The sequence below is a fragment of the Luteimonas rhizosphaerae genome, from assembly GCF_002849595.1.
GTDB classification, from domain to species: Bacteria; Pseudomonadota; Gammaproteobacteria; order Xanthomonadales; family Xanthomonadaceae; genus Luteimonas; species Luteimonas cellulosilyticus.
The window spans coordinates 23,556-49,415 of record NZ_NRQR01000008.1 but is presented as its reverse complement, the minus strand read 5'-3'; the positions used below and the strand labels follow the sequence as shown (position 1 = coordinate 49,415).

General features: G+C 64.4%; 24 protein-coding genes, 1 tRNA gene and 2 pseudogenes. 9 read left to right on the top strand and 18 right to left on the bottom strand.

All coding sequences use genetic code 11. From position 1 onward, the window contains the following. Nucleotides 1–152: 152 nt before the first annotated feature. Nucleotides 153–488, top strand: a complete 336-nt coding sequence (locus tag CJ022_RS17015) for a PepSY domain-containing protein (RefSeq protein ID WP_101925342.1) — start codon at nt 153–155, stop codon at nt 486–488. A gap of 356 nt (nt 489–844) precedes the next feature. Here CJ022_RS17015 and rplS read toward each other — a convergent pair whose 3' ends face one another. The 7 genes from rplS to ffh form a co-directional block, all read right to left on the bottom strand. After that, entirely contained in the window at nt 845–1,312 is a 468-nt protein-coding gene (gene rplS / locus CJ022_RS03705; protein WP_101925479.1) for a 50S ribosomal protein L19, read from the bottom strand. A gap of 124 nt (nt 1,313–1,436) precedes the next feature. Beyond that, nucleotides 1,437–2,198 (bottom strand): tRNA (guanosine(37)-N1)-methyltransferase TrmD, encoded by a 762-nt coding sequence (gene trmD, locus CJ022_RS03700; protein ID WP_101925341.1) that lies wholly within the window; start codon nt 2,196–2,198, stop codon nt 1,437–1,439. 200 nt (nt 2,199–2,398) lie between these two features. Continuing rightward, nucleotides 2,399–2,926 (bottom strand): ribosome maturation factor RimM, encoded by a 528-nt coding sequence (gene rimM / locus CJ022_RS03695; RefSeq protein ID WP_101925340.1) that lies wholly within the window; start codon nt 2,924–2,926, stop codon nt 2,399–2,401. A gap of 37 nt (nt 2,927–2,963) precedes the next feature. Beyond that, nucleotides 2,964–3,233, bottom strand: coding sequence for a 30S ribosomal protein S16 (rpsP, locus tag CJ022_RS03690; RefSeq protein ID WP_101925339.1), 270 nt, complete (start codon nt 3,231–3,233; stop codon nt 2,964–2,966). Between the two features lie 110 nt (nt 3,234–3,343). Continuing rightward, nucleotides 3,344–4,141, bottom strand: a complete 798-nt coding sequence (locus CJ022_RS03685) for an aminotransferase class IV (RefSeq protein WP_233198587.1) — start codon at nt 4,139–4,141, stop codon at nt 3,344–3,346. Then, nucleotides 4,138–5,208, bottom strand: coding sequence for an NAD(P)H-dependent flavin oxidoreductase (locus CJ022_RS03680; RefSeq protein ID WP_101925338.1), 1,071 nt, complete (start codon nt 5,206–5,208; stop codon nt 4,138–4,140). The genes CJ022_RS03685 and CJ022_RS03680 overlap by 4 nt, the downstream gene beginning before the upstream one ends. 4 nt (nt 5,209–5,212) lie before the next feature. Then, on the bottom strand, nt 5,213–6,583 hold the full coding sequence (gene ffh / locus CJ022_RS03675) for a signal recognition particle protein (protein ID WP_101925337.1): 1,371 nt from the start codon (nt 6,581–6,583) through the stop codon (nt 5,213–5,215). 533 nt (nt 6,584–7,116) lie between these two features. On the opposite strand from ffh, the gene CJ022_RS03670 reads away from it, so the two are divergent. From CJ022_RS03670 to CJ022_RS03650, 5 genes and pseudogenes are all read left to right on the top strand, one after another. Next, entirely contained in the window at nt 7,117–7,896 is a 780-nt protein-coding gene (locus tag CJ022_RS03670; protein ID WP_101925336.1) for a cytochrome C assembly family protein, read from the top strand. Nucleotides 7,897–8,186: 290 nt separating this feature from the next. Beyond that, nucleotides 8,187–8,642, top strand: coding sequence for a MarR family winged helix-turn-helix transcriptional regulator (locus CJ022_RS03665; RefSeq protein WP_101925335.1), 456 nt, complete (start codon nt 8,187–8,189; stop codon nt 8,640–8,642). A gap of 2 nt (nt 8,643–8,644) precedes the next feature. Beyond that, nucleotides 8,645–10,147, top strand: a complete 1,503-nt coding sequence (locus CJ022_RS03660; RefSeq protein WP_233198586.1) for an efflux transporter outer membrane subunit — start codon at nt 8,645–8,647, stop codon at nt 10,145–10,147. After that, nucleotides 10,144–11,198 (top strand): annotated as a pseudogene (locus CJ022_RS03655) (efflux RND transporter periplasmic adaptor subunit). The gene CJ022_RS03660 and the pseudogene CJ022_RS03655 overlap by 4 nt, the downstream one beginning before the upstream one ends. 30 nt (nt 11,199–11,228) lie before the next feature. Beyond that, nucleotides 11,229–12,800 carry a DHA2 family efflux MFS transporter permease subunit gene (locus CJ022_RS03650; protein WP_101925333.1) on the top strand — a complete coding sequence of 524 codons (1,572 nt, stop codon included), beginning with the start codon at nt 11,229–11,231 and terminating at the stop codon, nt 12,798–12,800. Nucleotides 12,801–12,879: 79 nt separating this feature from the next. On the opposite strand, the gene CJ022_RS03645 is transcribed toward CJ022_RS03650, so the two are convergent. Both CJ022_RS03645 and radA read right to left on the bottom strand, forming a co-directional pair. After that, nucleotides 12,880–13,446: a hypothetical protein gene (locus CJ022_RS03645; RefSeq protein ID WP_143703880.1), complete on the bottom strand. Its 567-nt coding sequence runs from the start codon at nt 13,444–13,446 to the stop codon at nt 12,880–12,882. 40 nt (nt 13,447–13,486) lie between these two features. Continuing rightward, nucleotides 13,487–14,875: a DNA repair protein RadA gene (radA, locus tag CJ022_RS03640; RefSeq protein WP_101925331.1), complete on the bottom strand. Its 1,389-nt coding sequence runs from the start codon at nt 14,873–14,875 to the stop codon at nt 13,487–13,489. 134 nt (nt 14,876–15,009) lie between these two features. Between radA and CJ022_RS03635 the strand changes: the two genes are divergently transcribed. Continuing rightward, nucleotides 15,010–16,065, top strand: a complete 1,056-nt coding sequence (locus CJ022_RS03635) for a sensor domain-containing diguanylate cyclase (RefSeq protein ID WP_101925330.1) — start codon at nt 15,010–15,012, stop codon at nt 16,063–16,065. A 49-nt stretch (nt 16,066–16,114) separates the two neighbouring features. Here the strand turns inward: CJ022_RS03635 and CJ022_RS03630 are convergent. Both CJ022_RS03630 and ispH read right to left on the bottom strand, forming a co-directional pair. Beyond that, a tRNA-Thr gene (locus CJ022_RS03630) sits at nt 16,115–16,190 on the bottom strand. Between the two features lie 36 nt (nt 16,191–16,226). Beyond that, nucleotides 16,227–16,394: pseudogene (gene ispH / locus CJ022_RS03625) on the bottom strand (4-hydroxy-3-methylbut-2-enyl diphosphate reductase); the annotation flags it as partial. Between the two features lie 129 nt (nt 16,395–16,523). Between ispH and CJ022_RS03620 the strand changes: the two are divergent. Continuing rightward, complete coding sequence (locus CJ022_RS03620) at nt 16,524–17,909, top strand: KAP family P-loop NTPase fold protein (protein ID WP_158238338.1); 1,386 nt, start codon at nt 16,524–16,526, stop codon at nt 17,907–17,909. Here the strand turns inward: CJ022_RS03620 and CJ022_RS16700 are convergent. From CJ022_RS16700 to CJ022_RS16680, 7 genes are all read right to left on the bottom strand, one after another. Next, nucleotides 17,892–18,575, bottom strand: coding sequence for a hypothetical protein (locus tag CJ022_RS16700; RefSeq protein WP_143703879.1), 684 nt, complete (start codon nt 18,573–18,575; stop codon nt 17,892–17,894). The two genes, CJ022_RS03620 and CJ022_RS16700, sit on opposite strands and share 18 nt — an antisense overlap. A 68-nt stretch (nt 18,576–18,643) precedes the next feature. Continuing rightward, nucleotides 18,644–19,501, bottom strand: a complete 858-nt coding sequence (locus CJ022_RS03615; RefSeq protein ID WP_101925328.1) for a DUF2971 domain-containing protein — start codon at nt 19,499–19,501, stop codon at nt 18,644–18,646. 463 nt (nt 19,502–19,964) lie between these two features. Further along, nucleotides 19,965–20,474, bottom strand: a complete 510-nt coding sequence (locus tag CJ022_RS16695) for a hypothetical protein (RefSeq protein ID WP_143703878.1) — start codon at nt 20,472–20,474, stop codon at nt 19,965–19,967. Then, a complete protein-coding gene (locus CJ022_RS16690) occupies nt 20,428–20,763 on the bottom strand; it encodes a hypothetical protein (protein WP_143703877.1) in 336 nt (111 codons plus the stop codon). Before CJ022_RS16690 ends, CJ022_RS16695 begins: the two co-directional genes overlap by 47 nt. Nucleotides 20,764–21,017: 254 nt before the next feature. Further along, a complete protein-coding gene (locus CJ022_RS16685; protein ID WP_143703876.1) occupies nt 21,018–22,451 on the bottom strand; it encodes a hypothetical protein in 1,434 nt (477 codons plus the stop codon). 331 nt (nt 22,452–22,782) lie between these two features. Next, a complete protein-coding gene (locus tag CJ022_RS03610; protein ID WP_158238337.1) occupies nt 22,783–23,286 on the bottom strand; it encodes an HNH endonuclease in 504 nt (167 codons plus the stop codon). Nucleotides 23,287–24,155: 869 nt separating this feature from the next. After that, entirely contained in the window at nt 24,156–25,190 is a 1,035-nt protein-coding gene (locus CJ022_RS16680; protein ID WP_143703875.1) for a hypothetical protein, read from the bottom strand. A 114-nt stretch (nt 25,191–25,304) separates the two neighbouring features. Between CJ022_RS16680 and CJ022_RS17755 the strand changes: the two genes are divergently transcribed. After that, nucleotides 25,305–25,748, top strand: a complete 444-nt coding sequence (locus CJ022_RS17755; protein ID WP_101925326.1) for a MarR family winged helix-turn-helix transcriptional regulator — start codon at nt 25,305–25,307, stop codon at nt 25,746–25,748. The last annotated feature ends 112 nt before the right edge of the window (nt 25,749–25,860 follow it).

The window sequence follows — 25,860 nt, the reverse complement described above, 5'->3', positions numbered from 1 at the left end:
AGAAGAGAAGCGGTGCGCATGCCGTCAGTCTGGCGATTGCGCTTAACCGGATCGTGAACATTCCGATCAGAAGGCGGTTAAGCGCGATCCGGAGACTGCATCGCAAGCCGGACCACCGGTGTCGATTCCACCCTCTACTTCAGGAGATCCGCATGTCCCGTCTGCACACCACGCTTCTCGTCGCCGCCATCGCCGCCTCGGCGATCGCCATTCCCGTCGCGTTCGCACAGGACGCCGCCACCGCGAGGGGCCAGGCCGATCGGCAGCACGCGGCCGCCGCCGCCAAGGCCGATCCGCGCACCCCGCGCAACGACGCCTCGCTCGACGCCATCCTCGCCGACGCCCAGCGTCGTCATCCGGGCCAGGTCACTGAAGTGTCGTACGACGACGGCGAGTACGACATCGAAATCCGGCAGCGCGACGGTCGTTCGGTCGATCTCGAGTATTCGGCGCAGACCGGTCGCCTGCTCGACACCGATCTCGACTGAACCGACGCGGGCCAGGCCCGCGGGGCGACGATACGAGGCGCCGGGCAATCTGTCCGGCGCCTTTTTCGTAGGAGGCGGGCACAGGATGACGCGGGGCGCGAATGCGCCATCGATCGTGCATGCGAGCAGGCGATGCGTGTTCCGGCGCCATGCCGGTGCCTGTCACGGGCGTCCGCGCGACATCCCGAACGCATGCCGCTGTGGCCCGCCGTCTCGTTCCGGTCGATCGACGCTCCCTTGTGCGGTCACCCGTGTCCAGTCCGGCCCTCGGCGCAAGGCCCCGGCGCGGACGACGTGCCCCAAACGCAGACGGCCGCCTTGCGGCGGCCGTCGTGCGACATCGAAGCCGGCTCCGATCAATCGGCGCTGGCGGCCTTGTCGGCCTGCTGCTGCGCCTGCTTGGCGGCGGCGGCATTGGCTTCGTCGGCGCGGGCCTTCTCGTTCTTGGCCTTGGCGGTCGCGGACAGGTCTTCCTTGATGCGCGCCTTCTTGCCTTCCAGGCCACGCAGGTAGTACAGCTTGCCCGCGCGCACGGAACCGCGACGCTTGACCTGCAGCGACTCGATGATCGCGCTGTGGGTCTGGAACACGCGCTCGACGCCGAAGCCGTGCGAGATCTTGCGGACGGTGAACGCGGAATTCAGACCGGCGTTCTTCTTGGCGATGACCACGCCTTCATAGGCCTGCACGCGCTCGCGGTTGCCTTCCTTGACCTTGACGTTGACGACGACGGTGTCGCCGGGGCCGAATTCGGGAAGTTCGCGCTGCGACTGGTCTTTCTCGAAGTCCTGCAGCAGGGTGTTCAGGGAGGGCTTGGTGGTCATGGTCATTGCCTGTTGGTGTCGTTATAGGCGTGGTGCACGTGGACGCACGCTCTGGCTCGGTGAAACGGTTAGCCGCGCATTATAGAGGCACCTGCCGGGCGAATGCCACCACCCCGCTCCGGCTTCACGTGTCGCCGGGATCGTCACAGGCGTGGCCGGCCCGGAACGCGTCCAGCAAGCGGCGGTCGGCCTTGCCGAGGCCCGCTTCGTCGAGCAGCTCGGGCCGCCGCAGCCAGGTCCGGCCGAGCGCCTGCTGCCGCCGCCATTTCGCGATCTCGGCATGGTTGCCCGACAGCAGCACGTCCGGCACCGCCCCGAACGCGTGCGACACCGGGCGGGTGTAGTGCGGGCAGTCGAGCAGGCCGTCGCCCTCGAAACTGTCCTGGTCGGCCGAGTCCGCGTCGTTGAGCACGCCGTCCTGCAGCCGCGCGACGGCATCGACGATCACCGCGGCGGCCAGTTCGCCGCCCGAGAGCACGTAGTCGCCGATCGAGATCTCCTCGTCGACTTCCGCGGCCAGCAGACGCTCGTCGACGCCTTCATAGCGGCCGCACAACAGGATCAGGCGCTCGCGCGTCGCCAGTTCACGTACGCGCGGCTGGGTCAGCGGGCGCCCCTGCGGGCTCATGTAGATCACCTTGGCGGGCGCCGGATCGGCCTCGCGCGCGGCCTGGATCACGGCCCGCAGCGGCTCGATCATCATCACCATGCCCGGGCCGCCGCCGAACGGGCGGTCGTCGACGCGGCGATAGCTGCCGTCCGCGTAGTCGCGCGGATTCCAGCCTTCCAGCGTCAGCAGGCCCCGCTCGCGCGCGCGCCCGACCACACCCACCGCCGCGCACTGGGCGATGAATTCGGGGAACAGGCTGATGACGTCGATGCGCATGGCGGAATCGGAAACTCGATGGCGGATGGCGTGGTGTCGGAGTCGCGGCGGGAGATCTGCGGGACTGTCGCCCCACGTCGAGCAACGCCGCGCTCGTTCCAAGGACGACCTGGTGCATCGCTCGACTTCCGGATGACCGGACCTGCTCGCGGACACCGCGCCCTGGCGCCATGCGTCCGCCACACCGCAACACGCGGCGACTAGAACTCGGGATCCCAGTCCACGGTGACCACGCCCGTATCGAAATCCACCGACACGACGTACTCCGGGGTCACGAACGGAATCATCCGCTCGCGTTCGCCCTGCGCCACCAGCACATCGTTGGCGCCGGTCGAGAACAGGTGCGAAACGACGCCGAACTCGACCCCATCCACGTTGCGCACGCGCAGGCCTTCGAGATCGACCCAGTAGTACTCGCCCGGGCGCGGTGGCGGCATCGCATCGCGCGACACCCAGACCTCGATGCCGCGCATCGCCTCGGCGGCATCGCGATCCTCGACGCCGGGCAACGTCGCGACGACGCCCTTGGGCGTTTCGCGACCCGTGGCGCCGTCGAACGGACGCTCGGCGCCGCGCGCGTCGCGCAGTACCCAGGGCTGGTAACGGAAGATCGCGCTACGCGGCTCGGTGAACGATTCGAGTTTCAGTTCGCCACGCACGCCGAACGCGCCATGGACCTTGCCCAGCTGGATCATGCGCTGGGCAGGCTGGCGCGCCTGGTCGTTCATTGCGAGAAACGGCCGCGCACGGAGCGCGGCCCGCGCATCAGGCGGCCGGAGCCGCGGCTGCTGCCTTGACGCCCGCTTCCTTGTACAGGGCGCGGACCTTGTCGGTCATCTGGGCGCCGTTGCCGATCCAGTGATCGACGCGCGCCGTATCCAGCACCACGCGCTGCTCGCCGCCCGTCGCGACCGGGTTGTAGTAACCCACGCGCTCGATGTTGCGGCCGTCGCGCGCGCTGCGCGAGTCGGTGACGATGATGTGGTAGAACGGACGCTTCTTGGCGCCACCGCGCGTCAGACGAATCTTGACCATTTGCTTTGCTTCCTGTGTTGCCCAGTCGCCAGGGTGGCGAGGTAAGCCGGCGATTATAACGGGAATTTCCGGGCCTCGCGCAAGCACCCCGGGCGTCGCCGTGCGCTAGCTCAGCCCACCGGTTGCCAGGGCTGTGTCGCCAGCGCGTCCGCCAGCAGCGACGCCAGCGCGGAATCGTGCGCCAGGGTGCGGCCATCGACCGACGCGATCGCCTGCTGGCCCCGCGCGTTGCAGGCGAATGCCGCCAGCGGCGCGTCCAGTTCGGCCAGGGCCACGCCCCGCGTGCACTGCGCAACGCCCAGCGCCGCGAGGCCCGCCTGCAGCAGGCGTTCGCGGGTGCCGCGCAGCGCGTCGCCAGCCGGCCAGACCAGGGTCCGGCCATCCCAGAGTCCGAGGTTCCAGACCGACCCCTCCAGCACATCGCCGGCCGCATCGACGAACAGCGCATCGTCCGCGCCCGTCTCGCGCGCGCGTCGCTGGTGATCGAACAACGGGAAGGTGCCGGCATGCTTGATCGCCGCCCGGTAGCGCTGGAACACGAACGACCGCAACCGCAGTGGCGCCGTCGCCGGCTCGCCCGCGGGCGCGAGCGAGACCAGCAGGTCCATCGGATGCGCCGCCGACGGCGCGCCTGTCGTGCGCGGGCACACCGTGATCCGCACCGACGCGTCGCGTGTGTGCGACGCGTCCAGCGCCCGGCGCAGCGCATCGACCACCCGCGCGGGATCGAGCGTAGCGTCGAACAGGGACCGGCTCGCCGCGACCAGCCGTTGCACGTGCAGATCCAGACCGAGGACCGCACGATCCCGCAGCTGGAACGTCGTGAAATGGCCGTCGTTGCGCAGCGCCGGAGGCGCGAGGTCGTCGGCATGCGCCAGTTGGCCATCGTCGCGGTACACGCGGATCACAGCAGCGCGTCCGCCTCGGCCCACCAACGCGACACGAGCGCCTGCGCCGGCTCGGCCGTCGCCAACCACGCCGCCTGCCCGGCCCAGGCCTGCATGCCGTCGAGTGTATCCGCGCGCGACGCGGCCTGGCGCATCGGCGCGGTCAGCGCGCGCTGCACGGGATACGGTTGCGGCGGCGGTGCGGCCTCCGTCGCCGACGCCTGCACGTAGGCCGTCGCGATCGCCCGGCCGAGGCGACCGGAAAACGCGCGCGTCGGCCAGGTCTGCTCCGGTTCGGTCGTCGCCAGCGCCGACGCCCAGGCCGGCGCCAGCGCCGCTTCCGGCGCGCGCAGCAGGCCGGTGCCGATCTGCACGGCACTCGCGCCGAGCGTCAACGCCGCGGCGATCCCGCGTCCATCGGCGATGCCGCCCGCAGCGATCACCGGGATCCGCAGCCGGTCGACGAGACGCGGCACCAGCGCGAACAGACCGGTCAGCTGGCGCTCCGCATGCGCAGCTTCGAACGCACCGCGATGACCGCCGGCTTCGAAGCCCTGCGCGACGACCGCATCGGCGCCTGCGGCTTCGGCGGCGCGCGCTTCGTCGAGCGTCGTCGCACACGCGAACCAGGCGATGCCGGCGGCCCTGAGCTCGGCGACGAAGGCCGCGGGGAACACGCCCATGATCGACGAAGCCACCGCTGGTCTCGCGGCCAGCAATGCGGCGCACTGCGCGTCGAAATCCGGCGGCCCCGCATCGCCCGCATCCGCGGGCACGTCGGGGCCCCACTGCGCCAGCCAGTCACGCGTGCGCGCTTCGGCCGCGGCGTCGCGGCGCGGCGCGGGATCGGGAATCCAGAGATTGATCTGCGCCGGCCCGGCGGACGCCGCACGGAAGTCGCGCATCCAGTCGCCAATGGCATCGGGCGGCGACAGCACCGCGCCCATCGCGCCCATGCCGCCGGCATCCGCGACCGCCGCCGACAAGGCCACCGGGCAGGCGCCAGCCATCGGCGAAAGCAGGATCGGCAGGCGCAGGCCAAAGCGCGCGCAGAAGGCGTCGGACCGCTGGCGCGCCGGGTGCGTCATCGCCTCAACGGAACGGCATGCCGCCGCGGCCGCCCATCATGCCCTGCAGGCCGCGCATCATGCCTTTCATGCCGCCGCGGGCCATCTTGCCCATCATCTTTTCCATCTGCATGAACTGCTTCATCAGCTTGTTGACGTCGGACGGCGCGGTGCCGGACCCGGCGGCGATGCGCGCGCGGCGCGAGCCGTTGAGCAGGTTCGGATTGCGGCGTTCCTTCTTCGTCATCGAGCCGATGATCGCGATCATCCGCGGCACTTCCTTGCTCTGCGCCGCCTGTTGCTTCAGGTGCTCGGGCACCTGGCCGAGACCGGGCAGCTTTTCCATCAGGCTGCCGATGCCGCCCATGTTCTGCATCTGTTCGAGCTGGTCGCGCATGTCGTTGAGGTCGAACTTCTTGCCCTTGGCGACCTTCTGGGCGAGCTTCTGCGCCTTGTCCTTGTCGACCTGGTGCTCGACCTGTTCGACCAGCGACAGCACGTCGCCCATGTCGAGGATGCGGCTGGCGACGCGCTCGGGATGGAACACGTCGAGGCCGTCGACCTTCTCGCCGGTACCGACGAACTTGATCGGCTTGCCGGTGATGTGGCGCACGGAGAGCGCGGCGCCGCCGCGGGCGTCGCCGTCGGTCTTGGTCAGCACCACGCCGGTCAGCGGCAGCGCCTCGCCGAACGCCTTGGCGGTATTGGCGGCGTCCTGGCCGGTCATCGAATCGACGACGAACAGCGTCTCGACCGGCTTGACCGCGGCGTGCAGCGCCTGGATCTCGGCCATCATCGCCTCGTCGATCGCGAGGCGTCCGGCGGTGTCGACGATCAGCACGTCGATGAAGGACTTCTTCGCATCGGCGATCGCCGCGCGGACGATGTCGACCGGCTGCTGCGACGCGTCTGAGGCGAAGAACGTCACGTCGACCTGCTGGGCGAGCGTCTTCAGCTGTTCGATCGCGGCCGGCCGGTAGACGTCGGCGCTGACCACCATGACCTTCTTCTTGCGCTTTTCCTTCAGGTGCTTGGCGAGCTTGCCGACGGTCGTCGTCTTGCCCGCGCCCTGCAGGCCGGCCATCAGAATCACCGCCGGTGCCGGCACGTTGAGGTTGAGCTCGGTCGCCTCGGCGCCCATGACCGCAGTCAGCTCGTCGCGGACGACCTTGATCAGCGCCTGGCCGGGCGTCAGCGACTTCAGCACTTCCTGACCGACCGCGCGCGTCTTGATGCCTTCGATCAGCGCCTGCACGACCGGCAGCGCGACATCGGCCTCGAGCAGCGCGATGCGGACCTCGCGCGTCGCCTCGCGGATGTTGTCCTCGGTCAGGCGACCGCGGCCACGCAGGCGCTCCATGGTGCCGGACAGGCGCTGGGTCAGGGACTCGAACATGCGGCACTCGCGCTGCGAAAACGGGCGGCGATTATAGCTTGCGGGGCGTACCGGGCCGCCGCGGCATTAGCGGGCCCCGGGTTTGGAGACGGTGATCCGGCACCGGCTGTCATGGGACGGCGCGTGCCTGGCCCGGCACGTGTGCGCCTGGGATCCGGGCGCAACCTGCGCGCCTGCCCGTGGGTCCCGCGGCGATGCGCGGAATGGGGACCGGCCCTCGCCTGCGACAGGCCGCTGTCGCCCTGCCGTCCCGCCATGCCGGATTCGGTCCCGGTTGCGTGCGCGCTCCCGCGCAGACCCGCGCTGGCCAGCCAGCCATCCCGGACACTGCGAAACGGCCGCTCGTTCCGTCGCGACGCCAACCGCAGGCCTCGCCTCTTGCCCAGGCACCGGCGGCACGCACACCGGCGCCCTCGCGATTCGGCCGCAACCCCACCCGCACATCGAGCACCGGACACACACGCGGCCCGTCAGCCCGCTTGCGAAGCCTCGACAGACCCCAGCCAGACGACCTCCTGTGCGACACTTCCGCGATGACAATCGTTCTCATCGCAGCCCTGCTCTACCTGGCCGCCGCCGCGCTGCTGGTGCGCGGCGTCGCGCGTGGGACGCCCAACGCGATCTGGGCGCTGCCGGCGCTGAGCGCGATCGTCCTGCACGCGGCCAGCCATGTGCTGGTCTGGCGCGATGTCGGCACCGAACTGCATTTCTTCGCCGCCCTGTCGCTGGTCGGACTGGGCATGGCCGCACTGACCGTGCTCTACGACATCCGCGGACGCGTCGCGGCGCTCGGCGTCATCGTGTTTCCGCTGGCCGCGCTGGCGCTGGTCGCCTACGGTCGAGCGCCGCATCCCACTGCCGACGCCCTCGACTGGCGCCTGCAGCTGCATGCCTGGTGCGCCCTGCTGGCCTACGCCACGCTGGCGGTCGCCGCCCTGCTGGCGATGCTGTTGTGGGCACAGGAACGTGCGATGCGGCGCCGCGAATTCCACCGCTGGCTGCGCGCCCTGCCGCCGCTGACCGAACTCGAATCGCTGCTGTTCCGCACGATCGCCGTGGGCTTCGTGCTGCTGACGGCGACGCTGCTGACTGGCGTGGTGTTCGTCGAGGACTTCTTCGCCCAGCACCTGATGCACAAGACCGTGCTCAGCGTGCTGTCGTGGCTGTCCTTCGGCGGCCTGCTGCTGGGGCGCTGGCGCCACGGCTGGCGCGGCACCCGCGCGGTCGGCTGGACGCTCGCCGCGATGGCGCTACTGGTGCTGGCCTTCTTCGGCAGCAAGTTCGTCCTGGAGCTGGTGCTGCAACGCGCCTGATCCACCCGCGTGCCGGACCCAGCGGGCCCGCTCCGGGGCTGGTAGGCGACGACCTGTGTCGAAGCTCGTATCTCGAAGCGCGCCACCCGCGCCGAGGGTCGCCCCGCATTCCTGGCCGAGCCGACGCAGTCATCGATCTGCGCGAGACCTCGTCACCTCCTCGCACGCGCTGATCGCGTCGCGTGCTATCCGCATCTCCCTCCCATGCCACCCCGTCGAATCGCTGCATTCCATTGCCGGGACAATACTTGCATTGACAACTATTGCAGAGGCGAGGAACATGCCGCGCCATGCCAGCCCCTCTCGCCCCCAACGAAAGCGCGTCGGCGCTCGCGCTGCTGATCCGGCAGGTCCGCGACAACATGTGGGCGCGGATGGCGCGTGAGCTCGCCGACGCGGGCCACGAACTCACGTTCAGCCAGTACATCACGCTGAAGAAGATCGCCACGGGCACCGTCGGCGCCACCGAGCTCGCACGCGCCGCGGATCTGAATCCCGGTGCGATGACGCGGCTGATCGACAAGCTGGTGGCGCGCGGCCTGGTCACGCGGGTCGTGGATCCGCGTGACCGGCGCGCCCTGCAGATCGATCTGACCGACCTCGGCCGCACGATCTGGAGCGAGATCGACCAGTGCGGCCGGCGCGTACGCGTGCGCGCGATGACCGGCATGTCCGAAGAAGAGCAGCGCCAGCTGACCCGCCTGCTCGAACAGATCCGCGACAACCTTTCCTTTCCGGGCGAATGACCATGTCCACGCATTTTCGACGCGCCCCCCGCCGGGCGCCGGCCGTGCTGTTGCTGGCGTCCGCGCTGTCCCTGGCCGGTTGCGCCAGCAGCGGCGGCCTGCAGCCGCAACTGGCGCCCGCCGATGCCGACGCCTTGCACAGCGCGCGCAGCCTGTCGTCGCACGCCGCGACCGGTGACGCATTCACCGCGGCCGACTTTCCGACGGCCGACTGGTGGACCGCCCTCGGTGATCCGCAACTCGATGCGTTGATCGCCGAGGCGCTGCGCGACAGCCCGTCGCTGGCCGCGGCGGAGGCGCGCACCCGCGTCGCCCAGGCGCAGGCAGGCCTGGCCGATGCCGCGCGCCGGCCGACGCTCGGCGCCAGCGCGCGCGCCAGCGGCGTGCGGTTGCCGGAGACGCTGGTTCCCGAACCGGCGGGCGGCGAGTTCAACGCGAGCGCGGTGCTGATGCTGCAGTTCGCCTATGCGCCCGACCTGTGGGGCGGCCAGCGCGCGCAGTACGAAGCCGCCGTCGGCCAGGCGCGTGCGGCTGCCGTCGATGCACAGGCCGCGCGACTCACGCTTTCCGCCAATGTGGCGCAGGCGTACATCGCACTGGCACAGGCCTTCGATGCCCACGCCATTGCCGAGCGCGAACAGGCGCGCGCGTCGCAGCTGCGTGACCTGAGCCGGCAGCGCGTCGACGCCGGTCTCGACAACCAGCTGCAGCTGCACAACGCCGACACCGCGATCGGCATTGCCCGCCAGCAGGCACAGGCCGCACAGCAGCAGATCGATGCGCTGCGCAACGCGCTCGCCGCCCTGCTCGGCAAGGGGCCGGACCGCGGTCTGGCGATCACCGCCCCGCGCCTGCTCGCGACGCCGTCGCCCGGCGTGCCGGCGCTGCTGCCGAGCGAGCTGCTCGGGCACCGCGCCGACGTCGTCGCCGCGCGCTGGCGGATTGAAGCGGCCGCGCGCGGCATCGATGCGGCCAGGGCGGCGTTTAAGCCCAGCATCAACCTCAGTGCGCTCGTCGGCGTCGCGTCCGGCGGCCTGTTGGACCTGTTCGGCAACGATGCGCTGTTCGGAATCGGCGGCCCCGCGCTGAGCCTGCCGGTCTTCGATGGCGGCCGCCTGCGCAGCGGGCTGGCGCAACGCGACGCCGAGTACGACGTCGCCGTGGCCACGTACAACCAGACGCTGGTGGGCGCACTGCGCGAGGTCACCGATGCGCTGCAGGCGGCGCGCGCACTCGATGCCCGGCTGCGCACCGTCGACGACGCGCTGGCATCCGCGCAGGCGGCGATGTCGCTGGCCCGTTCGCGTTACGACGCGGGCCTCGGCACCCAGCTCGACGTGCTGGCCGCGCAACGCCCACTGTTCGAACTCGAACAGCAACGCGCGACGCTGCGCGCGCAACGCCTCGAGGCCACGGTCGATCTGGACCGCGCGCTCGGCGGCGGCCTCGCGCTGGATGCGCCCCCCTCCTCCCTCCATGACCTTGCCCGGGCGATCACGCCATGAACGCACAGACTTCCGCGCCTCCGTCCCCGCCGAACCACAAGCGCCGTCGCGCCCTGCTGCTGCTCGCGCTCGTCGCCGTGGTCGCGTTCGTCGCCTGGCTTGCCTACTACCTGCTGGTCGTGCGCTGGCACGAGGACACCGACGATGCCTACGTGCAGGGCAACGTCGTCAGCATCGTGCCGCAGACGATGGGCACGGTCGTGTCGATCGACGCCGACGACGGCATGAAGGTCGACGCGGGCCAGGCGCTGGTGCACCTCGATCCGAACGATGCGCAGGTCGCCTTCGATCAGGCCGTCGCCCATCTCGCCGGCACCGTGCGCGAGGTGCGCGGCCTCTACAGCAGCGTTGAATCCGGCCAGGCGGAACTCGCCGCGCGCCAGGTCGCGGTGGCCCAGGCGCGCGCGGACGTGAAGCGTCGACCGAGATCGCCAGCCAGCCGCAGGTCGAAGCCGCCGCGTCGCAGCTGCGCCAGGCCTATCTCAACCGCGAACGCACGGCGATCGTCGCGCCGGTGTCGGGCCACGTCGCCAGGCGCGAGGTCCAGCTGGGCCAGCGCGTGCAGCCGGGCAACACCCTGATGACGATCGTGCCGCTCGAACAGGTGTGGGTCGAGGCGAACTTCAAGGAAACCCAGCTGACGAAGATGCGCATCGGCCAGCCCGTGGACGTGCACGCCGATCTCTACGGCAGCGACGTGCGCTACGACGGCCACGTCGCGAGCCTCGGGCTGGGCACGGGCAGCGCGTTCTCGCTGCTGCCGGCGCAGAACGCCAGCGGCAACTGGATCAAGATCGTGCAGCGCGTGCCGGTGCGGATCGAACTCGACCCAGCGCAGGTCGCCGCGCATCCGCTGCGACTCGGGCTGAGCATGCATGTCGACGTGTCGATCCGCGACCAGGACGGCCCGGTGCTCGCTGCCGACAGCGCGCGCAACGCGACGCCGCTGCTGTCGACCCGTGCCTATGCCGACGAGCTGCAGGCGGCCGATGCGCTGATCGCGCGCACCATCGAACAGAACCTGCCGACGACCGCGACCGCGGCCCGCTGAGTCGCGCGTTCCCCACCGCGAGTACCGATCATGGCTTCCACGACTGCAGACGATGCGGCGCCGGCGCAAGCCGCGCCGACCGCGTTCCGTCCGCCGAATCTCGCGCTGACGACGATCGGCCTCGCGCTGGCGTCGTTCATGCAGGTGCTCGACATCACGATCGCCAACGTGTCGCTGCCGACGATCGCCGGCAATCTCGGCGCGAGTTCCAACCAGGCCACCTGGGTCATCACCTCGTTCGCGGTCAGCAACGCGATCGCCCTGCCGCTGACCGGCTACATGACCCGCCGCTTCGGCGAGCGGAAACTGTTCGTCTGGGCGACGTTCGCGTTCGTCATCGCCTCGCTGCTGTGCGGGCTGGCATCGAGCATGGGCCTGCTGGTCGTCGCGCGCGCCCTGCAGGGCTTCGTCGCCGGGCCGATGTATCCGGTGACCCAGGCGCTGCTGATCTCGATCTATCCACCGGCCAAACGCGGGCAGGCGATCGCGCTGCTGGCGATGGTGACCGTGGTCGCGCCGATCTGCGGGCCGATCCTCGGCGGCTGGATCACCGACAACTACAGCTGGGAATGGATCTTCTTCATCAACGTGCCCATCGGCATCTTCGCCAGCCTCGTCGTCGCCAACCAGCTGCGCGGCCGGCCGGAGACGCTCGAAACGCCGAAGATGGATTACGTCGGCCTGGTCACCCTGATCCTCGGCGTCGGCGCGCTGCAGACCCTGCTCGACCTCGGCAACGACGAGGACTGGTTCGCCTCGACGAAGATCGTCGTGCTCGCGATCGTCGCGGTGCTGGGACTGGCGGTGTTCCTGATCTGGGAACTCACCGAGAAGGACCCGATCGTCAACCTGCGCCTGTTCCGGCACCGCAATTTCGCCTTCGGCACGATCGCGATGGTGCTTGGCTACTCCGCGTTCTTCGCCGTCGGCCTGCTGGTCCCCCTGTGGCTGCAGCGCAACCTCGGCTACACGCCGATCTGGGCCGGGTTCGCGACCGCGCCCATCGGCATCCTGCCGGTGCTGCTGACGCCGCTGGTCGGCAAGTACGCGACGCGCTTCGACCTGCGCATCCTCGCCAGCTTCGCCTTCATCGTCATGGCGTTCACCAGCTTCCTGCGCTCGGGCTTCAACCTCGACGTCGACTTCCAGCACATCGCCACCGTGCAGCTGTGGCAGGGCCTGGGCGTCGCGCTGTTCTTCATGCCGGTGTTGACGATCCTGCTGTCGGACCTGGAGCCGCACGAGATCGCCGCGGGCTCCGGCCTGGCGACGTTCTGCCGCACGCTCGGCGGCAGCTTCGCCGCGTCGTTGACCACCTGGGGCTGGAACCAGCGCAGCACCGTGCATCACGCGCAGCTGACCGAACACATCGCCGCGCAGGATCCGGCGATCCAGCAGACCGTCGCCACGCTCGGCCAGGGCGATCCGCAACGCGGGGCGCTGGCGCTCAACCAGATGATCTCGCAGCAGGCCGCGCAGCTCGGCTTCAACGAGATCTTCCACCTGCTCGGCATCCTGTTCCTGCTGGTGATCGTGTTCGTCTGGATCGCCAGGCCGCCATTCGCGGCAAAGCTCGGCGGCGCGGCCAGCGGCGGCCATTGATCGCGCCGCGCCTCGGCGCCCTGCAGGCGCGCACGCGATGGCCCGTTTCGTTGAACGTCCCTCGCGCGCCAGCGCGCGCCTACACGAGCAGGATCGCGCCCGTCGCCAGTCCCAATGCGGCGCCGCCGATGACTTCGGGCAGCGTATGCCGCGACATCCGCAGACGCGCCCAGGCCAGCAGGGGCAGCGCCCCCAGTGCTGCGAGCGACGCCGCCGACCACAGCGGCCACAGGGCGACACCCGCGAATGCCAGGCTCGCCAGGTGCAACGACAGCTTGATCCAGCGGTTGGCGATGCCGGCGACGCACAGCATCGCGACCGTGGCGAGCACGCCGTTCGACGTTGTCGACCCGCGCCCGCCCATCCACAGCCAGTAGCCACCGGCGACCAGCAGCGCGAGCGCGTACAGCAGCGGCCGCTCCTGCCGTCGTGAGGCATCGACCGTCTGCCAGTGCCCACTACAGCGCCGCTGCCAGATGAAAGCAGACACGATGGCGATCGCCGTGCCGATGCCGAGGGCGGTGCGTGCGAGCGACGCGGGCTCGACCCGCCAGGCCGCGAGCAAGGCGAGCGCTGCGAACACGACGAAAGGATGCAGGACGATGGAAACGACGCGCGCGACGGTCATCGTGGAAGGGCGGGGCATCGCCGCATTCTAGCCAGCGCGTGCTCGCCGTCGCGGTACGTCAGATGTGTTCCAGCGCCTCGGCCAGGCGCTCGACGCCGATGACCTCCATGCCCTTGAAACTGCCGGTCTTCGGCGCATTCGCCTTCGCCACGATCGCGCGCTTGAAGCCATGCGTCGCCGCTTCGCGCAGGCGCTCCTCGCCGTTGGGCACGGGACGGATCTCGCCGCTCAGCCCTACCTCGCCGAACGCAATCGTCTTGTCGGGCAACGGCGCATCGCGCAGCGACGACAGCACCGACAGCAGCACCGGCAGATCGGCGGCGGTTTCCTGCACGCGGATACCACCGACGACGTTGACGAACACGTCCTGGTCGCCGGTCATGATGCCGCCGTGGCGATGCAGCACCGCCAGCAGCATCGCCAGCCGGTTGCCTTCCATGCCGACTGCGACGCGGCGTGGATTCGACAGCGGCGACGCGTCGACCAGCGCCTGCACCTCGACCAGCAACGGCCGCGTGCCCTCGCGCGTGACCATCACGCAGCTGCCCGGCTGCGGCGTGCTGCCGCCGGACAGGAAGATCGCCGACGGGTTCGGCACTTCCTTCAGTCCCTTGTCACCCATCGCGAACACGCCGAGCTCGTTGACCGCGCCGAAGCGGTTCTTGAACGCGCGCATGACCCGGAAACGGCTGCCGCTGTCGCCTTCGAAGTACAGCACCGCATCGACCATGTGCTCGAGCACGCGCGGGCCGGCGATGCCGCCTTCCTTGGTCACGTGGCCGACGAGGAACACGGCGGTGCCGGTCTCCTTGGCGTAACGCACCAGGCGCGCGGCGGTCTCGCGGACCTGGCTGACCGAGCCGGGGGCCGCGGTCAGCGAGTCGGTCCACAGGGTCTGGATCGAGTCGGCGATGATCAGTTTCGGGCGCAGCTCGGAGGCGTGTTCGAGGATGCGTTCGATGCCTGTCTCCGCCAGCGCGTGCAGGCCATCGAGCGACAGCCCCAGCCGCACCGCGCGGCCCGCGACCTGCGCCAGCGATTCTTCGCCGGTGACGTACAGGCCCGGCAGCGTGCCGGCCATCTGCGCCAGCGCCTGCAGCAGCAGCGTCGACTTGCCGATGCCCGGATCGCCGCCGACCAGCACCACCGCCCCTTCGACCAGACCACCGCCGAGCACGCGATCGAACTCGCCGATCCCGGTCGACACGCGCACGTCCTCGCCCTGCTGCACGTCCTTGAGCGCCATGACCTTGGGCGCGTCCAGCTTGCCGGCCCAGCCCGAACGTCGCGAGGCCGGCGACTTCGCCGCCGCGGCCGATTCGAGCACGATCTCCGACAGCGTGTCCCACGCGCCGCACGCCGCGCACTGGCCCTGCCACTTCGTGTAATCGGCGCCGCACTCGTTGCAGACGTAGGCGGTGCGTGCTTTGGCAGCGGGCTTGGCCACGGAGGTTCCAGTCGCGGGGGGTCGCGGCAGGATACCTGCGCCCGGTCGCACCGGCCGAGACCCACGCGGCCGTGCGCGCTCCGCCGCAGTTGCGCGACACTGTGCAACCCGTCACACCGCGCGCCCGGTTTCCCATGCCGTATTACGACGACATCGTCGAACGACGCCGCACGCCGTCGGCACGGTTCGTGGTGCGCATGCACCGCATGCGCATGCTGGGCACGGCCTTGTGCGCGCTGCCGATCGCATCGGTGCTGTGGGAACGCGCCGCGCCGGGCTGGCTGTGGGCGCTGCTGCTCGCCAACGCGCTGCTGTGGCCGCAGCTGGCACGCCTGCTCGCGTCCCGCGCGCGCCGGCCGGTCAAGGCCGAATACCGGCACCTCGTCATCGATGCCGCGATGGGCGGCGCCTGGATCGCGGCGATGGCGGTCAGCCCCTTGCCCAGCGCGGTACTGCTGAGCGTGCTGTGCACCGACCGGCTCGCGGCCGGCGGCTGGCGGCTGCTGGCGCGCGCGGTGCTCGCCATCGCGACGGCATTCCTGGCGACGTGGGCACTGCTGGGTTTCCCGTTCTCGTCGACGCTGTCGACGCAGACCCTGCTCGCCTGCCTGCCCCTGCTGTTCGGCTACCACATGGCCCTGAGCACGGTGACCTACCGCCTGGGCCAGAAGATCACGCGCCAGAACCGCCTGCTCGAGCGCCTCAACCGCACCGATGTCAGCAGCGATCTGCCCAACCGCCGGCACTTCGATGCGCGCATGCTGCTCGCCCATGCGCGCTTCCATCGCGACGGCCGCCAGGCGGCGCTGCTGCTGGTGGACATCGACGAGTTCAAGAGCATCAACGACCGCTGCGGCCATGGCATGGGCGACCTGGTCATCCGGGCCGTCGCCCAGGTGCTGCGCGAATGCGTCCGCGAGCACGACGTCCCCGCGCGTATCGGCGGTGACGAGTTCGCGGTGCTGATCCACGACGGCGGCCTGCCTGCGGCGCTCGACCTCGGCGAGCGCATCCGCGCGCGCATCGCCGAGCTGGCGTTCGAAGCGGAGCCGGGACTGGCGTGCACGGTCAGCATCGGCGTGGCCGCGCTGCATGCCGGCCACGAGGCGCCCGATCTGTGGATCCGCGAAGCCGACGCCGCGCTGTATCGCGCCAAGGCCGCGGGCCGCAACCGCGTGGTCGCGCCCTAACGCCGCAACGAAAACGGGCAACCCGATGGGCTGCCCGTGCTCGTGACGCTGGTGCCGGAAATAGGAATCGAACCTACGACCTACGCATTACGAATGCGCCGCTCTACCAACTGAGCTATTCCGGCCTGGGACGCGAATTCTAGGGAGCGCGCGGCGCGCGGTCAATCGACAAGTTGGACCCGCAGCTCGCGGGGCAGCGCGAAGACCATGTTCTCGGGTTCGCCGTCGAGTTCGCGCATCCCCGCCGCGCCGAGCTCGCGCAGGCGTTCGAGCACGCCCTGGATCAGCACGTCCGGCGCCGATGCGCCGGCGGTGAAGCGTAAGTGCCTGATAAGCCGAGCCTCTTAAATCAAGTCATAGGCCTGATCATGACACTCCTCTCGGCTCAGCCTGCCTCTGCTCAGTAGCTCTCAGTGCTTGTAATGTGCAACGAGGACCACCTGGATGCTGGACAGCCGATGGCGACTCTGTACCGCCCCACCAATCGCGCGATCACGTCGGATGATCCATTCGCCGCCGATCAACTCAGTAGAAAAGACTTCGCCGCACTGCTTCGCTCTGCGATAGCGAGCGCCGAGAGCGACTCATGGGTAATCGGCCTGGAAGGTCAGTGGGGAACGGGGAAAAGCTACTTCCTCGAAATGTTTGAGAAGGATCTTCGGCATAGCGCCCCCGACTGGGCCGTGGTCGTCCTGGACGCTTGGAAAGCTGAGGCTAAACGCGACCCTCTGATCAGCTTCACCAAAGCTGTAGTCCAAGCGACCGACCTTCTGAAGGATGCGCTCGAACGCGAAGACGTGCCGGCGTATGAAGAAGCGCGAGAACGGCTTCTGGAGAGCGCTGCGGCTCTGTATAAACGCATCTCTTCGGCAGCTCGCATCACGTTCAGTCCTGCGGCAAAGGGCATCACGACAGCAGCCGTAGTTGCGTCCGGCGGAGATGCGATAGCTGCGTCGACCTTAGGAGAAGTCGCGGGCGCTGTAGCAGAGCATGCAGTTAAAGAAGAGATCGACATCGATGACGAGGGCGACGCCTTTCATAGAAGCCTGGCAGAACTGGTTCGCACGGCAAAAGGTAAGGATCGCGACCGCTCGCCAAGAGTCATCGTCATCGTTGATGATTTAGACCGTTGCAGGCCGGACTACACCATCTCGCTCATCGAGCGTATGAAGCACTACTTTGAGACCCCAGGGATCGTTTTCATTCTGTCCTACGACTGGAACGTGCTCGCTCAGTCCGCAAGAGCGGCCTATAGCCCGGAGCTGGACGCTGATAGCTACTTCCGCAGACTTATTGACGTTCGACTTCCACTGCCTCCAGCCCCCACTGACCTTGTGAGAGAAGCAATCTTCGAGCAGCTCGGAGTTAGTCAGACGGCTCAGGCACCGATCGAGAGAAGAGGGCGTGAGTTCTTCAAGAGCCTACTGGAGCAGCACTCTGAAGCTTTGACGATGCGGGACTGGCAGCAAGTGGTTATTCGGCTCAAGTTCCTATGGTCCTCGGAGCAAACAACGCCGCTAAGCGTACCACTGCTCACATTTATCTTGGTTGGACGCTTCTTGGTTAGAGACCAGTACCGGGCACCAATTGACGAAGCGGGTGTGAAGGGCTTCCTACAGAAGTCGATCTCGACCTATACCGAGGACGACGTGCCCGTGTTGAAAATGATCTCGTTCATTCTGGCATGTTGGGAAAGTAACGCTCACGATGTCCTCCGAGAGGAAGATCGAGAACAAGGAGCTGCGCTTTTCTCGGAATTGCTTTGGGAGCAGTCCTTCACTAGGCGCTCGCGCGTGTCAACTATCGTCACTCATTTAGCGAGGGCTTCAGGAGCCCTCTTCTAGCGAGTCGTTGCGCCAGTCCGCGAGCCATCCACCCGTATCAAAATTTTCGTCATATCCAAACACGCTCTCCACAGCTTCCTCAATCATCTGCTCTAGATCGTCAGCGACATCGCCAGCTGTCAAGACACCAACAATCGTCCCGCCGGTTCCACTGCCATCTGGCTCATGCCGAGCGCTGTGGTACCTGTATTGCCGCTGGATTTGGTCAGAGATGTATTGACTAGGACTGCCGCCCTCAAAATGATTAGCGGGGTAGAACTCTGCCAACCTAAGCCAGACCGACTTGAGAAACTCGATGTACGTGTAGCTGGCTTCGCGCATATCAAGTGTCACGCCCGTATCCCATCCCTCTTGAGCCTCTCCCTTGGCCACTCTTCTCGCTCGAGGAAGATGCCTAATGAAGCGGATGTGACTAGGCTCATCCCTGTAGCGTTGGACATAAGACTCGGAGGTATCGTCGCTCAAGCCGGCTAATGTAGATGCAGCCTGACGATCCTTCCAAACGTGAAGAACGATCGCGACCGCCGCGAGGCATAGCGCCGCCGCCGCACCCACACCCGCAGCGAAGAAATCACCTCTCGATAGAAAATACCAGACTGCCCCAGTAGCGAAGATGCCGGAGGCCCACCAAGCTGACTGAATCTGCCAATCTTTAATCTCGGCCATTGCAGCTACTATTGATTGCTTTAGTAATTTGAATAATATGCATCACCTCGCAGGGCCCTTGCAGGAGATTACCTATAAGACGACTGCGACTTCAGCACCTCGACACCGCCTAAACCAACAGTTTCTAAGAATACTGATATTGCGGAGGCCAACGCCTCGTTTTTCGGCCCTAGAATCACGCGAGCAAGAGGATGATTCCCTTCAGAATCTAAGAAACTCATATCGATGTGGGGCACTGGAACCGAACCCCTCATGCTGAATCCAATTGGGAGGGGCGGAGCTTCGTGTCCAAACGATGTCCCCCCATAGCTCTGAATCTTAATCGAATCGTTACTTCTAACAAAATTAACCAAGTGAATTAGGCGCACTTCCTGCTCTTCAGAGAACGACGGATTTTTCAATGCAGCCAAGTCGCAAGCAAAGCAAGTGCAAAATTCAAAGAAGTCGTCACTTTCGTGACCTTCAGCCTCGGCCACCTTCTCCATCGTCGCAATAAAATCTTCAATCTCTCGCTCTTGTTTCTCCTGGTCATAAAGCACCCGCAATGGCCTAGCTGCCATCTGACAAAGCGAATCTGCCTTGAAACCAAGCGAAAAACCCAATCCATTTTGAGCATAGGCGCGCCACTGGCTTAACATGTCACCTCCCAAAGAAAAGCACGCCGCTAGGGGGAGGACATTAAACGTCGAAGATGACACAACGTGATCAATTGACTCGACAAGCTTCGCCTCAGAGTTCTCGGCTCTCTTCGTTGCAACATGCGCCCACCTTGCATATCCCCAATGCATTTCCAGAAAATCATTCATTGAAAAAATATCTGATAATCGCAATGTCTTGCTGCTACATATCGCCAGAAAGGTTTCCGGAGAACAATAGTGGTACAGCAGTTCATCTTGAGTAGCTCGGTATTCACGCTCAATCAACATCTACAGTTTTCCTTATCCACTGCTCACGCTGCATGCAGGCGCTGGTCCGCTCTACGTCGATCGGTTCCGCTTCTCACCTCGGGGCAACCTGTACGCGGCTCCATCCAATGAAGATGCAGATTCCACGCGACCGCATCGAGCATTGATCGTGGCATACATGATGCCACGCCCTCTGAGCCCTAGCTCGCAGTACTTGCCCAAGAATCAGTAAGTTAAACGCGGCAGCAAAGACCCTATGGCTTGAATAAGTGCGCTGTAAGTCACGCGAAGCTTAAGTCAAGCAAGCGCTTGAGCGGAACTCATTCGCGCACCCGGTCCACGGAAAGCTTCTTATCCGCTTTGAACTTTGGATACTTGGTCCTAGCTCTCCAGCAAGCGTCGCGAAAGCACTCATAGGGTCAAGCGCTAGGAGACTGGCGGCAAGAGCTCAGCATGAAAGCACCTCGACTCGATTAGCAGATGGCTACTCACTAGGTTGCTCCTCAATCCTCGCGCGCTCGCTCTGCCCGCTTTGAACTGATGCACCGTCCACTCCCGCGAGGAACTGCCTCACTTGGTCCTGAGAGGTGATAACGATTATAAAAACAACTATGGAATATAAAAATGCAGCGACAACACTACTAAGAACCGCTAAAGCGAAACCCTTAAGTCCACCCTTTTTCGTCGCAGCGGTGACAAAACTGGACATCTCCTTATCGATGAGTTCCTTCGCTCGCCGAAAATTGTTCTCGATATTGAGCCTAGACGTGAGAGTGCTGTCATGACCCGCAACGTCGACCTGATCAAACTGCACGCCCTTTGCTAGCTCCCTGTCGATAATTTCACGCAATTGCTCTTCGTGAAACGCATATGACAAATGCATAGCAACCGGACTTAATCCTTGCTTCTGGGCGTGCTCTTCGTAGGCCTTGAATGCATTTCTAGGATTAGTCATTTCGCGCCCCCACCGCCGGGAATCCAGCGCCAAGCTCACCGGACTCCTCCTTATCAAGAGACCTGACAAATCTCTCGAGCTCGTAGAACGAAATTGATTCGTAGAGTTTATTCAAGTCGCTTTCCGCCTCCCGGCTAGCGTAGACCCGCTCTAGGTTCGCGAAAAACACGCGGACTAAGATTGAACCGTATAACTTTATAGCCAAGTCTCGCTCATAGACCCCGTTATTTATTCCAAGTGCTATGTGCTCAGCAACCTCCAACCCATTTGCCACTAGTTGCAAGTGCTGAACTTCATCCCTTCTTGCGACTGGCATTTCATCGGACATAAGCGCCACCCGCAAGGCTTGCCGCTGGTCCAAGGGTAGCGCCAGTGCCCTGGCTGTTTCCATCCTCCTCGCCCAGAAAGATTGAGCCCGACTTTCCCGCGAAAATCGCGCAAAAAGCAAGCCGATCATCGATAGCACCGACACCCCGATCATCCCGAACAAAATGTTGGCAAGCTCAAAAGCTGTATACATATTTAATCACCGAGGAAAAGCTTAGATGAATTTATGAAGAACATCGTGCGTAGATCAGCCTGCTAGTTCACAAGCGCATCGAACCTGTCATTTAGGATCGTTCTCGTCGCGTCGTGATGCATTGCCGGACCCGCCGCCACTAGCGCTTTAAGGTCAGCGTCGTCTAAGACAATCATGTAACCGCGCCCATCCTTCGCGGTGTCCCGACACATCAAATTGATCTTACTCCGGTCGCTGACAGACCTACAGATTAGTATCCCAAACTGACCTCTTGAGGGCGAAAACCTGCCTGACAACTGATCGAGTTCTGGATTTTTCACGTCTTCAGTATAGTTTTTGCACTCAACGAACACATATGGCGATGGATAGTGCTTAGATAGCCATGCGAAGAATCCTTCCTTGGCTGCATTGCTATATCTTATGTCGATGATCTTCCGTCGATTATTGATACCGGACTGGCTCACCGGATGAATCAATGATGGATAGAAAAGGGCACTAAGTAGGCCTTCCATCGCCCGCTCGTACTGGGTCGCTCCGGGCTTCCCTGCTGGAACTTCCAGCACCTTCTCTAAAAGATCAGATAGTGAAGGGTTTGTGGAGTTCTCGAGGCTTGCTAGATAGCTGTTGCTAATGGGCGGAGTAGGATCCTGCTCTTTGTCAATTTTGTATTTTTCGAGCACATCGGGATTCGACTCGGTCAAACTGGCGATCGCGTCCTTTCCCGCGCCATAGTAATTAGTAAGCGCCTTCTTGGTAACGCGTCTCTTCTTGCTTTTTAGAACCTCTACCAGGCTCGAACCACTTGCTAAATGCTGCTTCTGAAGCTCTGGTAAAAGGTAGTGTCGATAATACTTACCCGGGTCGTATGCGCCTGCCAAACGCACTATAGACTTGGGAACGAGCAACAGAACTTCTCCTTTGGGCAATGGCAGCTCGACGTGGGTGGCGACCCAATTCTTGGAATGGGCATCCCAGCATGGTCCCGATGCTACGCCAGAAACCATGGGAATACCGTAGTAGCGGCACATATCCTGAGTGTATTGGATGAGCGGCCCTCGAATTATGTTGCACACAGCATCCGAGATCATGTCGGCTCCCACGCCCTCGATTAGGAGAGAGGTGTCTTCGAGATCAGAAAGAACACCCGACTTGGCGGCCTTACTTGTGAGCAGTGAGTTCCAAACTGATCCAGCGGAGCCCGCACCAAATGCATGTCCACGCGAACGACCGGACGAGTAACCCAAGTGGAAGTCATTTCGCTCATTAAGGGACGAAAGCAGAGCAACAGCCATCGCTTTGTCGCCTCGCTTTACGGCGTCCAGCACAGTCTTAAAGAAGCTTTGCAGCAAGGCCACGCAATGGCTCGACCAAGGCGTTTCTAAAGCGCGTATCGCCGTAGGCTCGACAAAGACGGGAAGGTCTGTATCAAGAGGAACATCCACGAAATCCAATTCCGCCTGCTTTCTCTTCAGCTTGTAGTGCGTTGAAACGCGCATCCCTTCCCCCTTAGATTTTGTCCTTTGCACGGCGCTAGTGCCACAGACTCGCTAGGCCTTCCCAAAGCCCTGTCGACGAGCGTGGCATATCTGATGCCACGATCTAGATGACGCACGCTTACATCAGTCCCTTTCAGATCAATCGCTTACAAGCGCATGCGTTTGCCCCTCTTTGCGCGGTAAGTGCCTCGTAAGCCGGTCAAGTCTTACGCCTCAGACGCGCTAGGAAGCGATTTGGGACGCATCAGCTATCGAGCGCTACAGGGCTAGCTCCCACCCCCTCAGACAGCGCCCAAACACGCATTCAGCCAGCCTCTGGGCCTGCCGCACGCTACTTACTTCGACGCTTAGCAAGCGTCACTCCGTGGTAGCTATCGTAGTGATCCCGCGCGCTGTCTGAAATCGTCACACGCCCTACCTTGTCGACGCCTAGCAGGCCCGCGTCGTACAGCGCGTGCAGGTCTTTGCGGAGTAGCAAACCGTCGCTCGCCTTGTTGTGCCCCTTGCGCCAACTGCGACCCGTGAGATGCGCGGCGTCCAGCGTGCTTCGTATGCTGCACCCGCTGATCGCGCATGCCTCATTGAAATCGATGTAGACGCTCTTACGAAATGCCTGCTGCTGGGGCCTCACAGCCTGGCGTGCGAACTTGCTCGCGCGCTCCTCCAATGTTGCGTCAGCAGGCTCGGTGTCGGGCTGCGAGTGTCGGTCAGCCTCTACATCCTTCCAGAAGCGGTACAGCTTCTGGCGCTCGGCTTCGTCATCCGATATCCCGAACTCTCGCTCTAAGCCTGCAGAGCATTTCCCAGTGCCCTTGCTCACAACGAGCGCGGTCAAGATCGGCTCTCCCCGCTGCCTCGACTCGTGACCAAGTGCCCCCAAGCCTGCGCGGAGATTCGGCTGAACGTGCAACTTCAATGAGCCAGGCACGCATTGCCGGCAGCTTGGCGTGATACGGAGGAAGCCCGCCTGGCCTCAGGATCTTGCGCAATTGACCGTCAGCCGACGGCCCTACGTTCCGGGCTGGCGCTAGGCCCTTGAGCCACGGCTCACCCATGCTTTCCAGCACTGCGGAAATGTTCTGCATTCGTCGCTCGAAAGCGCCAGCCTCCCTTCCAAAGCGAGCTTCCAAAGCCTTGTAAAAACCGGTTTTTTTGAAGGGCTCACCGTTTGCTGCAAGCTCTTCCATCTTCCTGTACGCCGCAACTGCTGCTGCAAGCTCAAGGCTGCTCCACTTAGAGCCCTCTTGATTTGCCATGGATACATCCTTGTAGTGAGGCGACAGAGGAAGATACCGCTGTTCTAGCCCTGACTCTAACTTGCTATGACTTGGAGACCGGAATGGCCTGTCCCTCCAAAAGGGCTTCGCCTTCTCCGCTGCTGTTTAGAACGAAGTTGTGGGAAAAATATGCTGGACGACGCGAAGCGGCGTCCACAACGCTGGTCAAGGGAGGCCGAAGGCCGAGCGAGATCAGCGTTCTTAAGCAGCTTAAGTTCAACTGCCGGGGAAAGCTTTTTCGCGCCGAAGGCGCGCAGGTGGACCGTCGGGGGGGAGGGCCGTAGGCCCGAGACACCGAAGGCCCACCTTAATTCACCTCAAACCTACCTGCATCCTGCAAATAAAATCCGGCAATCCATATAGCAGTAAAGCTCTTAAAGATTTTGTTCTTAGCTTTAAAGGGAGTCGTGACACCTCTGCTCCAGACCTATGGACTCGCAGCCACCGTGCGCTGCCGGCGCTTCCTGTGGCGATGCTTTCGTTGCCGCTCACGGTCCACTCTCCTTCTATGCGCCAGTCGAGGGTCACTGCTACCGGTTGCCTCTACAAGCATTTGGGTGACTTTGCGCCTGAAGCTGGCACACGCAGTCGCAACTACACAGTTACAACAGGGCGACCCTCGCGTTACGCTCCTGTTTCCGAAGCAGGCAGGACGGTACTCGTGGCCCTCGGTCGACTCGTCAGCTTCCACGAAGGGCCCCAGCGCTAACGACTCCTCTACTATGTCGGATGTAAACAAAGTACGGGCGCATTTAAGCGACAACAAGCCGGGGAGACCCAAGTACCTGGCAAGTCGCTGTGGTCGATCAGATGCCCGCAACACGTCATTGCGTAATGCCTGCATCGCCGCCGCCTGCACCGGGTCGTCGACCGCTCTCGGCGCGAAAAACCGCCGGTCCCAATGAGGCAGAAATAGGCGATCGCTGACCTCTTTCCAAGTGGGCCGGCCACGCAGTCTAGCTTCGGTGTGTTTGCCAGAGAGCAACTGGTTTGGCCTCGGCGGCCGCTTCCACTTGTCGCCAGTCATTTTCCCCTCCAGCAGAGTCTCAACGAATAGGTCGTAGGGAACTCCCAGCTCGTCTGCCTTCTGCCTGGCCTTCCATAGTGAGTTCATCTCGGCCACCGAGTTCTTTCCGAAACTGGCCTCCAGCGGCTCCCTGTTCAATCGGACGCCAAGATCAACGTACTTGGCGTACGCATGAAGGCTGGCTTCTCGAAACTCTTCAGCGAACAACTCAGTGCGCTCCATAGGGGTCAAGTAGCCATACTCAATCCAAGTCGACTGCTGCAACAAGGGCTCCTTTGCAAGCAGCTCACGCTGGATGTACTGCCGCTGGAAGCGGCTCTCTCCCCGGAGCCGGGCATCGGGATCGCCGATCCGTCGTAGGGCTGCCAAGTCCCCTGCTCTGGCGCGAGCGGCTATGACCAGAGTCCCTGACTTCTTCTTGGGCGTCTTCTGCATGGCTGGTTCCTCCTATAAGGGCGCAAGTGCCCTTCAGGACCATACCGAGGCATTTCATGGGACGTACCTCGACGCCGAGATAGGTCCCATGAAATCAATCGCTAGAATGCCCGCATGACCGACGAACTAGCTGAGCTAATCGCGCTATGTTGCGCATTCGACCAACACCTTCGAAAGCGGCTCAAGCGCAGCACGCGTGACGTTCGTCGCTATCTTGTCCTCGCCCATCTCCAAACTCGCGATAACGCCCTACCAAGAGACTTGGCGAAGGTCTTGAGAGCGTCATCCTCTACAGTGTCAACGGTGGTGAAGGGGCTGGAAAAGGATGGACTGATCCAACGCGAGTCCAGACAGGACACTTTTGACCATCGATACACTCGAATCAGGATCACGGAAGCTGGCTTGACCGCGCTCGCAGAGGCTGTAGACGACTGCGAAGGCTTAAGTGCCACGCTTTTTGCCGTTGCTGGGAAGGGTGATGACGCGTTCCGGCACCGGCTTATGATGCTTACTAAAGCCCTTGACTCGCACAAGTGGCCTGAGCTGACTAAACCGTAACCTAGGCGCCGCTTAGGAACTGCGTAGAGTTCGCGCCGTCTATGTCGAGGACCTCCCGGTACCGCTTCATACTTAGATGATAGCTGCTCGAATCGGCTCATAACACAACGCT

Bases quoted from the DNA above. Each gene is read 5' to 3' on its own strand.
- CJ022_RS03680 (WP_101925338.1), bottom strand. From the start codon at position 5,208: ATGACGCACCCGGCGCGCCAGCGGTCCGACGCCTTCTGCGCGCGCTTT.
- CJ022_RS03660 (WP_233198586.1), top strand. From the start codon at position 8,645: ATGTCCACGCATTTTCGACGCGCCCCCCGCCGGGCGCCGGCCGTGCTG.
- trmD (WP_101925341.1), bottom strand. From the start codon at position 2,198: ATGCGCATCGACGTCATCAGCCTGTTCCCCGAATTCATCGCCCAGTGC.
- CJ022_RS16700 (WP_143703879.1), bottom strand. From the start codon at position 18,575: ATGGCCGAGATTAAAGATTGGCAGATTCAGTCAGCTTGGTGGGCCTCC.
- ffh (WP_101925337.1), bottom strand. From the start codon at position 6,583: ATGTTCGAGTCCCTGACCCAGCGCCTGTCCGGCACCATGGAGCGCCTG.
- CJ022_RS16685 (WP_143703876.1), bottom strand. From the start codon at position 22,451: ATGCGCGTTTCAACGCACTACAAGCTGAAGAGAAAGCAGGCGGAATTG.
- CJ022_RS03635 (WP_101925330.1), top strand. From the start codon at position 15,010: ATGCCGTATTACGACGACATCGTCGAACGACGCCGCACGCCGTCGGCA.
- CJ022_RS03620 (WP_158238338.1), top strand. From the start codon at position 16,524: ATGGCGACTCTGTACCGCCCCACCAATCGCGCGATCACGTCGGATGAT.
- CJ022_RS03645 (WP_143703880.1), bottom strand. From the start codon at position 13,446: ATGCCCCGCCCTTCCACGATGACCGTCGCGCGCGTCGTTTCCATCGTC.
- rpsP (WP_101925339.1), bottom strand. From the start codon at position 3,233: ATGGTCAAGATTCGTCTGACGCGCGGTGGCGCCAAGAAGCGTCCGTTC.
- CJ022_RS03650 (WP_101925333.1), top strand. From the start codon at position 11,229: ATGGCTTCCACGACTGCAGACGATGCGGCGCCGGCGCAAGCCGCGCCG.
- CJ022_RS17015 (WP_101925342.1), top strand. From the start codon at position 153: ATGTCCCGTCTGCACACCACGCTTCTCGTCGCCGCCATCGCCGCCTCG.
- CJ022_RS17755 (WP_101925326.1), top strand. From the start codon at position 25,305: ATGACCGACGAACTAGCTGAGCTAATCGCGCTATGTTGCGCATTCGAC.
- rimM (WP_101925340.1), bottom strand. From the start codon at position 2,926: ATGAACGACCAGGCGCGCCAGCCTGCCCAGCGCATGATCCAGCTGGGC.
- CJ022_RS03665 (WP_101925335.1), top strand. From the start codon at position 8,187: ATGCCAGCCCCTCTCGCCCCCAACGAAAGCGCGTCGGCGCTCGCGCTG.
- CJ022_RS03670 (WP_101925336.1), top strand. From the start codon at position 7,117: ATGACAATCGTTCTCATCGCAGCCCTGCTCTACCTGGCCGCCGCCGCG.
- CJ022_RS16690 (WP_143703877.1), bottom strand. From the start codon at position 20,763: ATGTCCGATGAAATGCCAGTCGCAAGAAGGGATGAAGTTCAGCACTTG.
- CJ022_RS16680 (WP_143703875.1), bottom strand. From the start codon at position 25,190: ATGCAGAAGACGCCCAAGAAGAAGTCAGGGACTCTGGTCATAGCCGCT.
- rplS (WP_101925479.1), bottom strand. From the start codon at position 1,312: ATGACCACCAAGCCCTCCCTGAACACCCTGCTGCAGGACTTCGAGAAA.
- CJ022_RS03615 (WP_101925328.1), bottom strand. From the start codon at position 19,501: ATGTTGATTGAGCGTGAATACCGAGCTACTCAAGATGAACTGCTGTAC.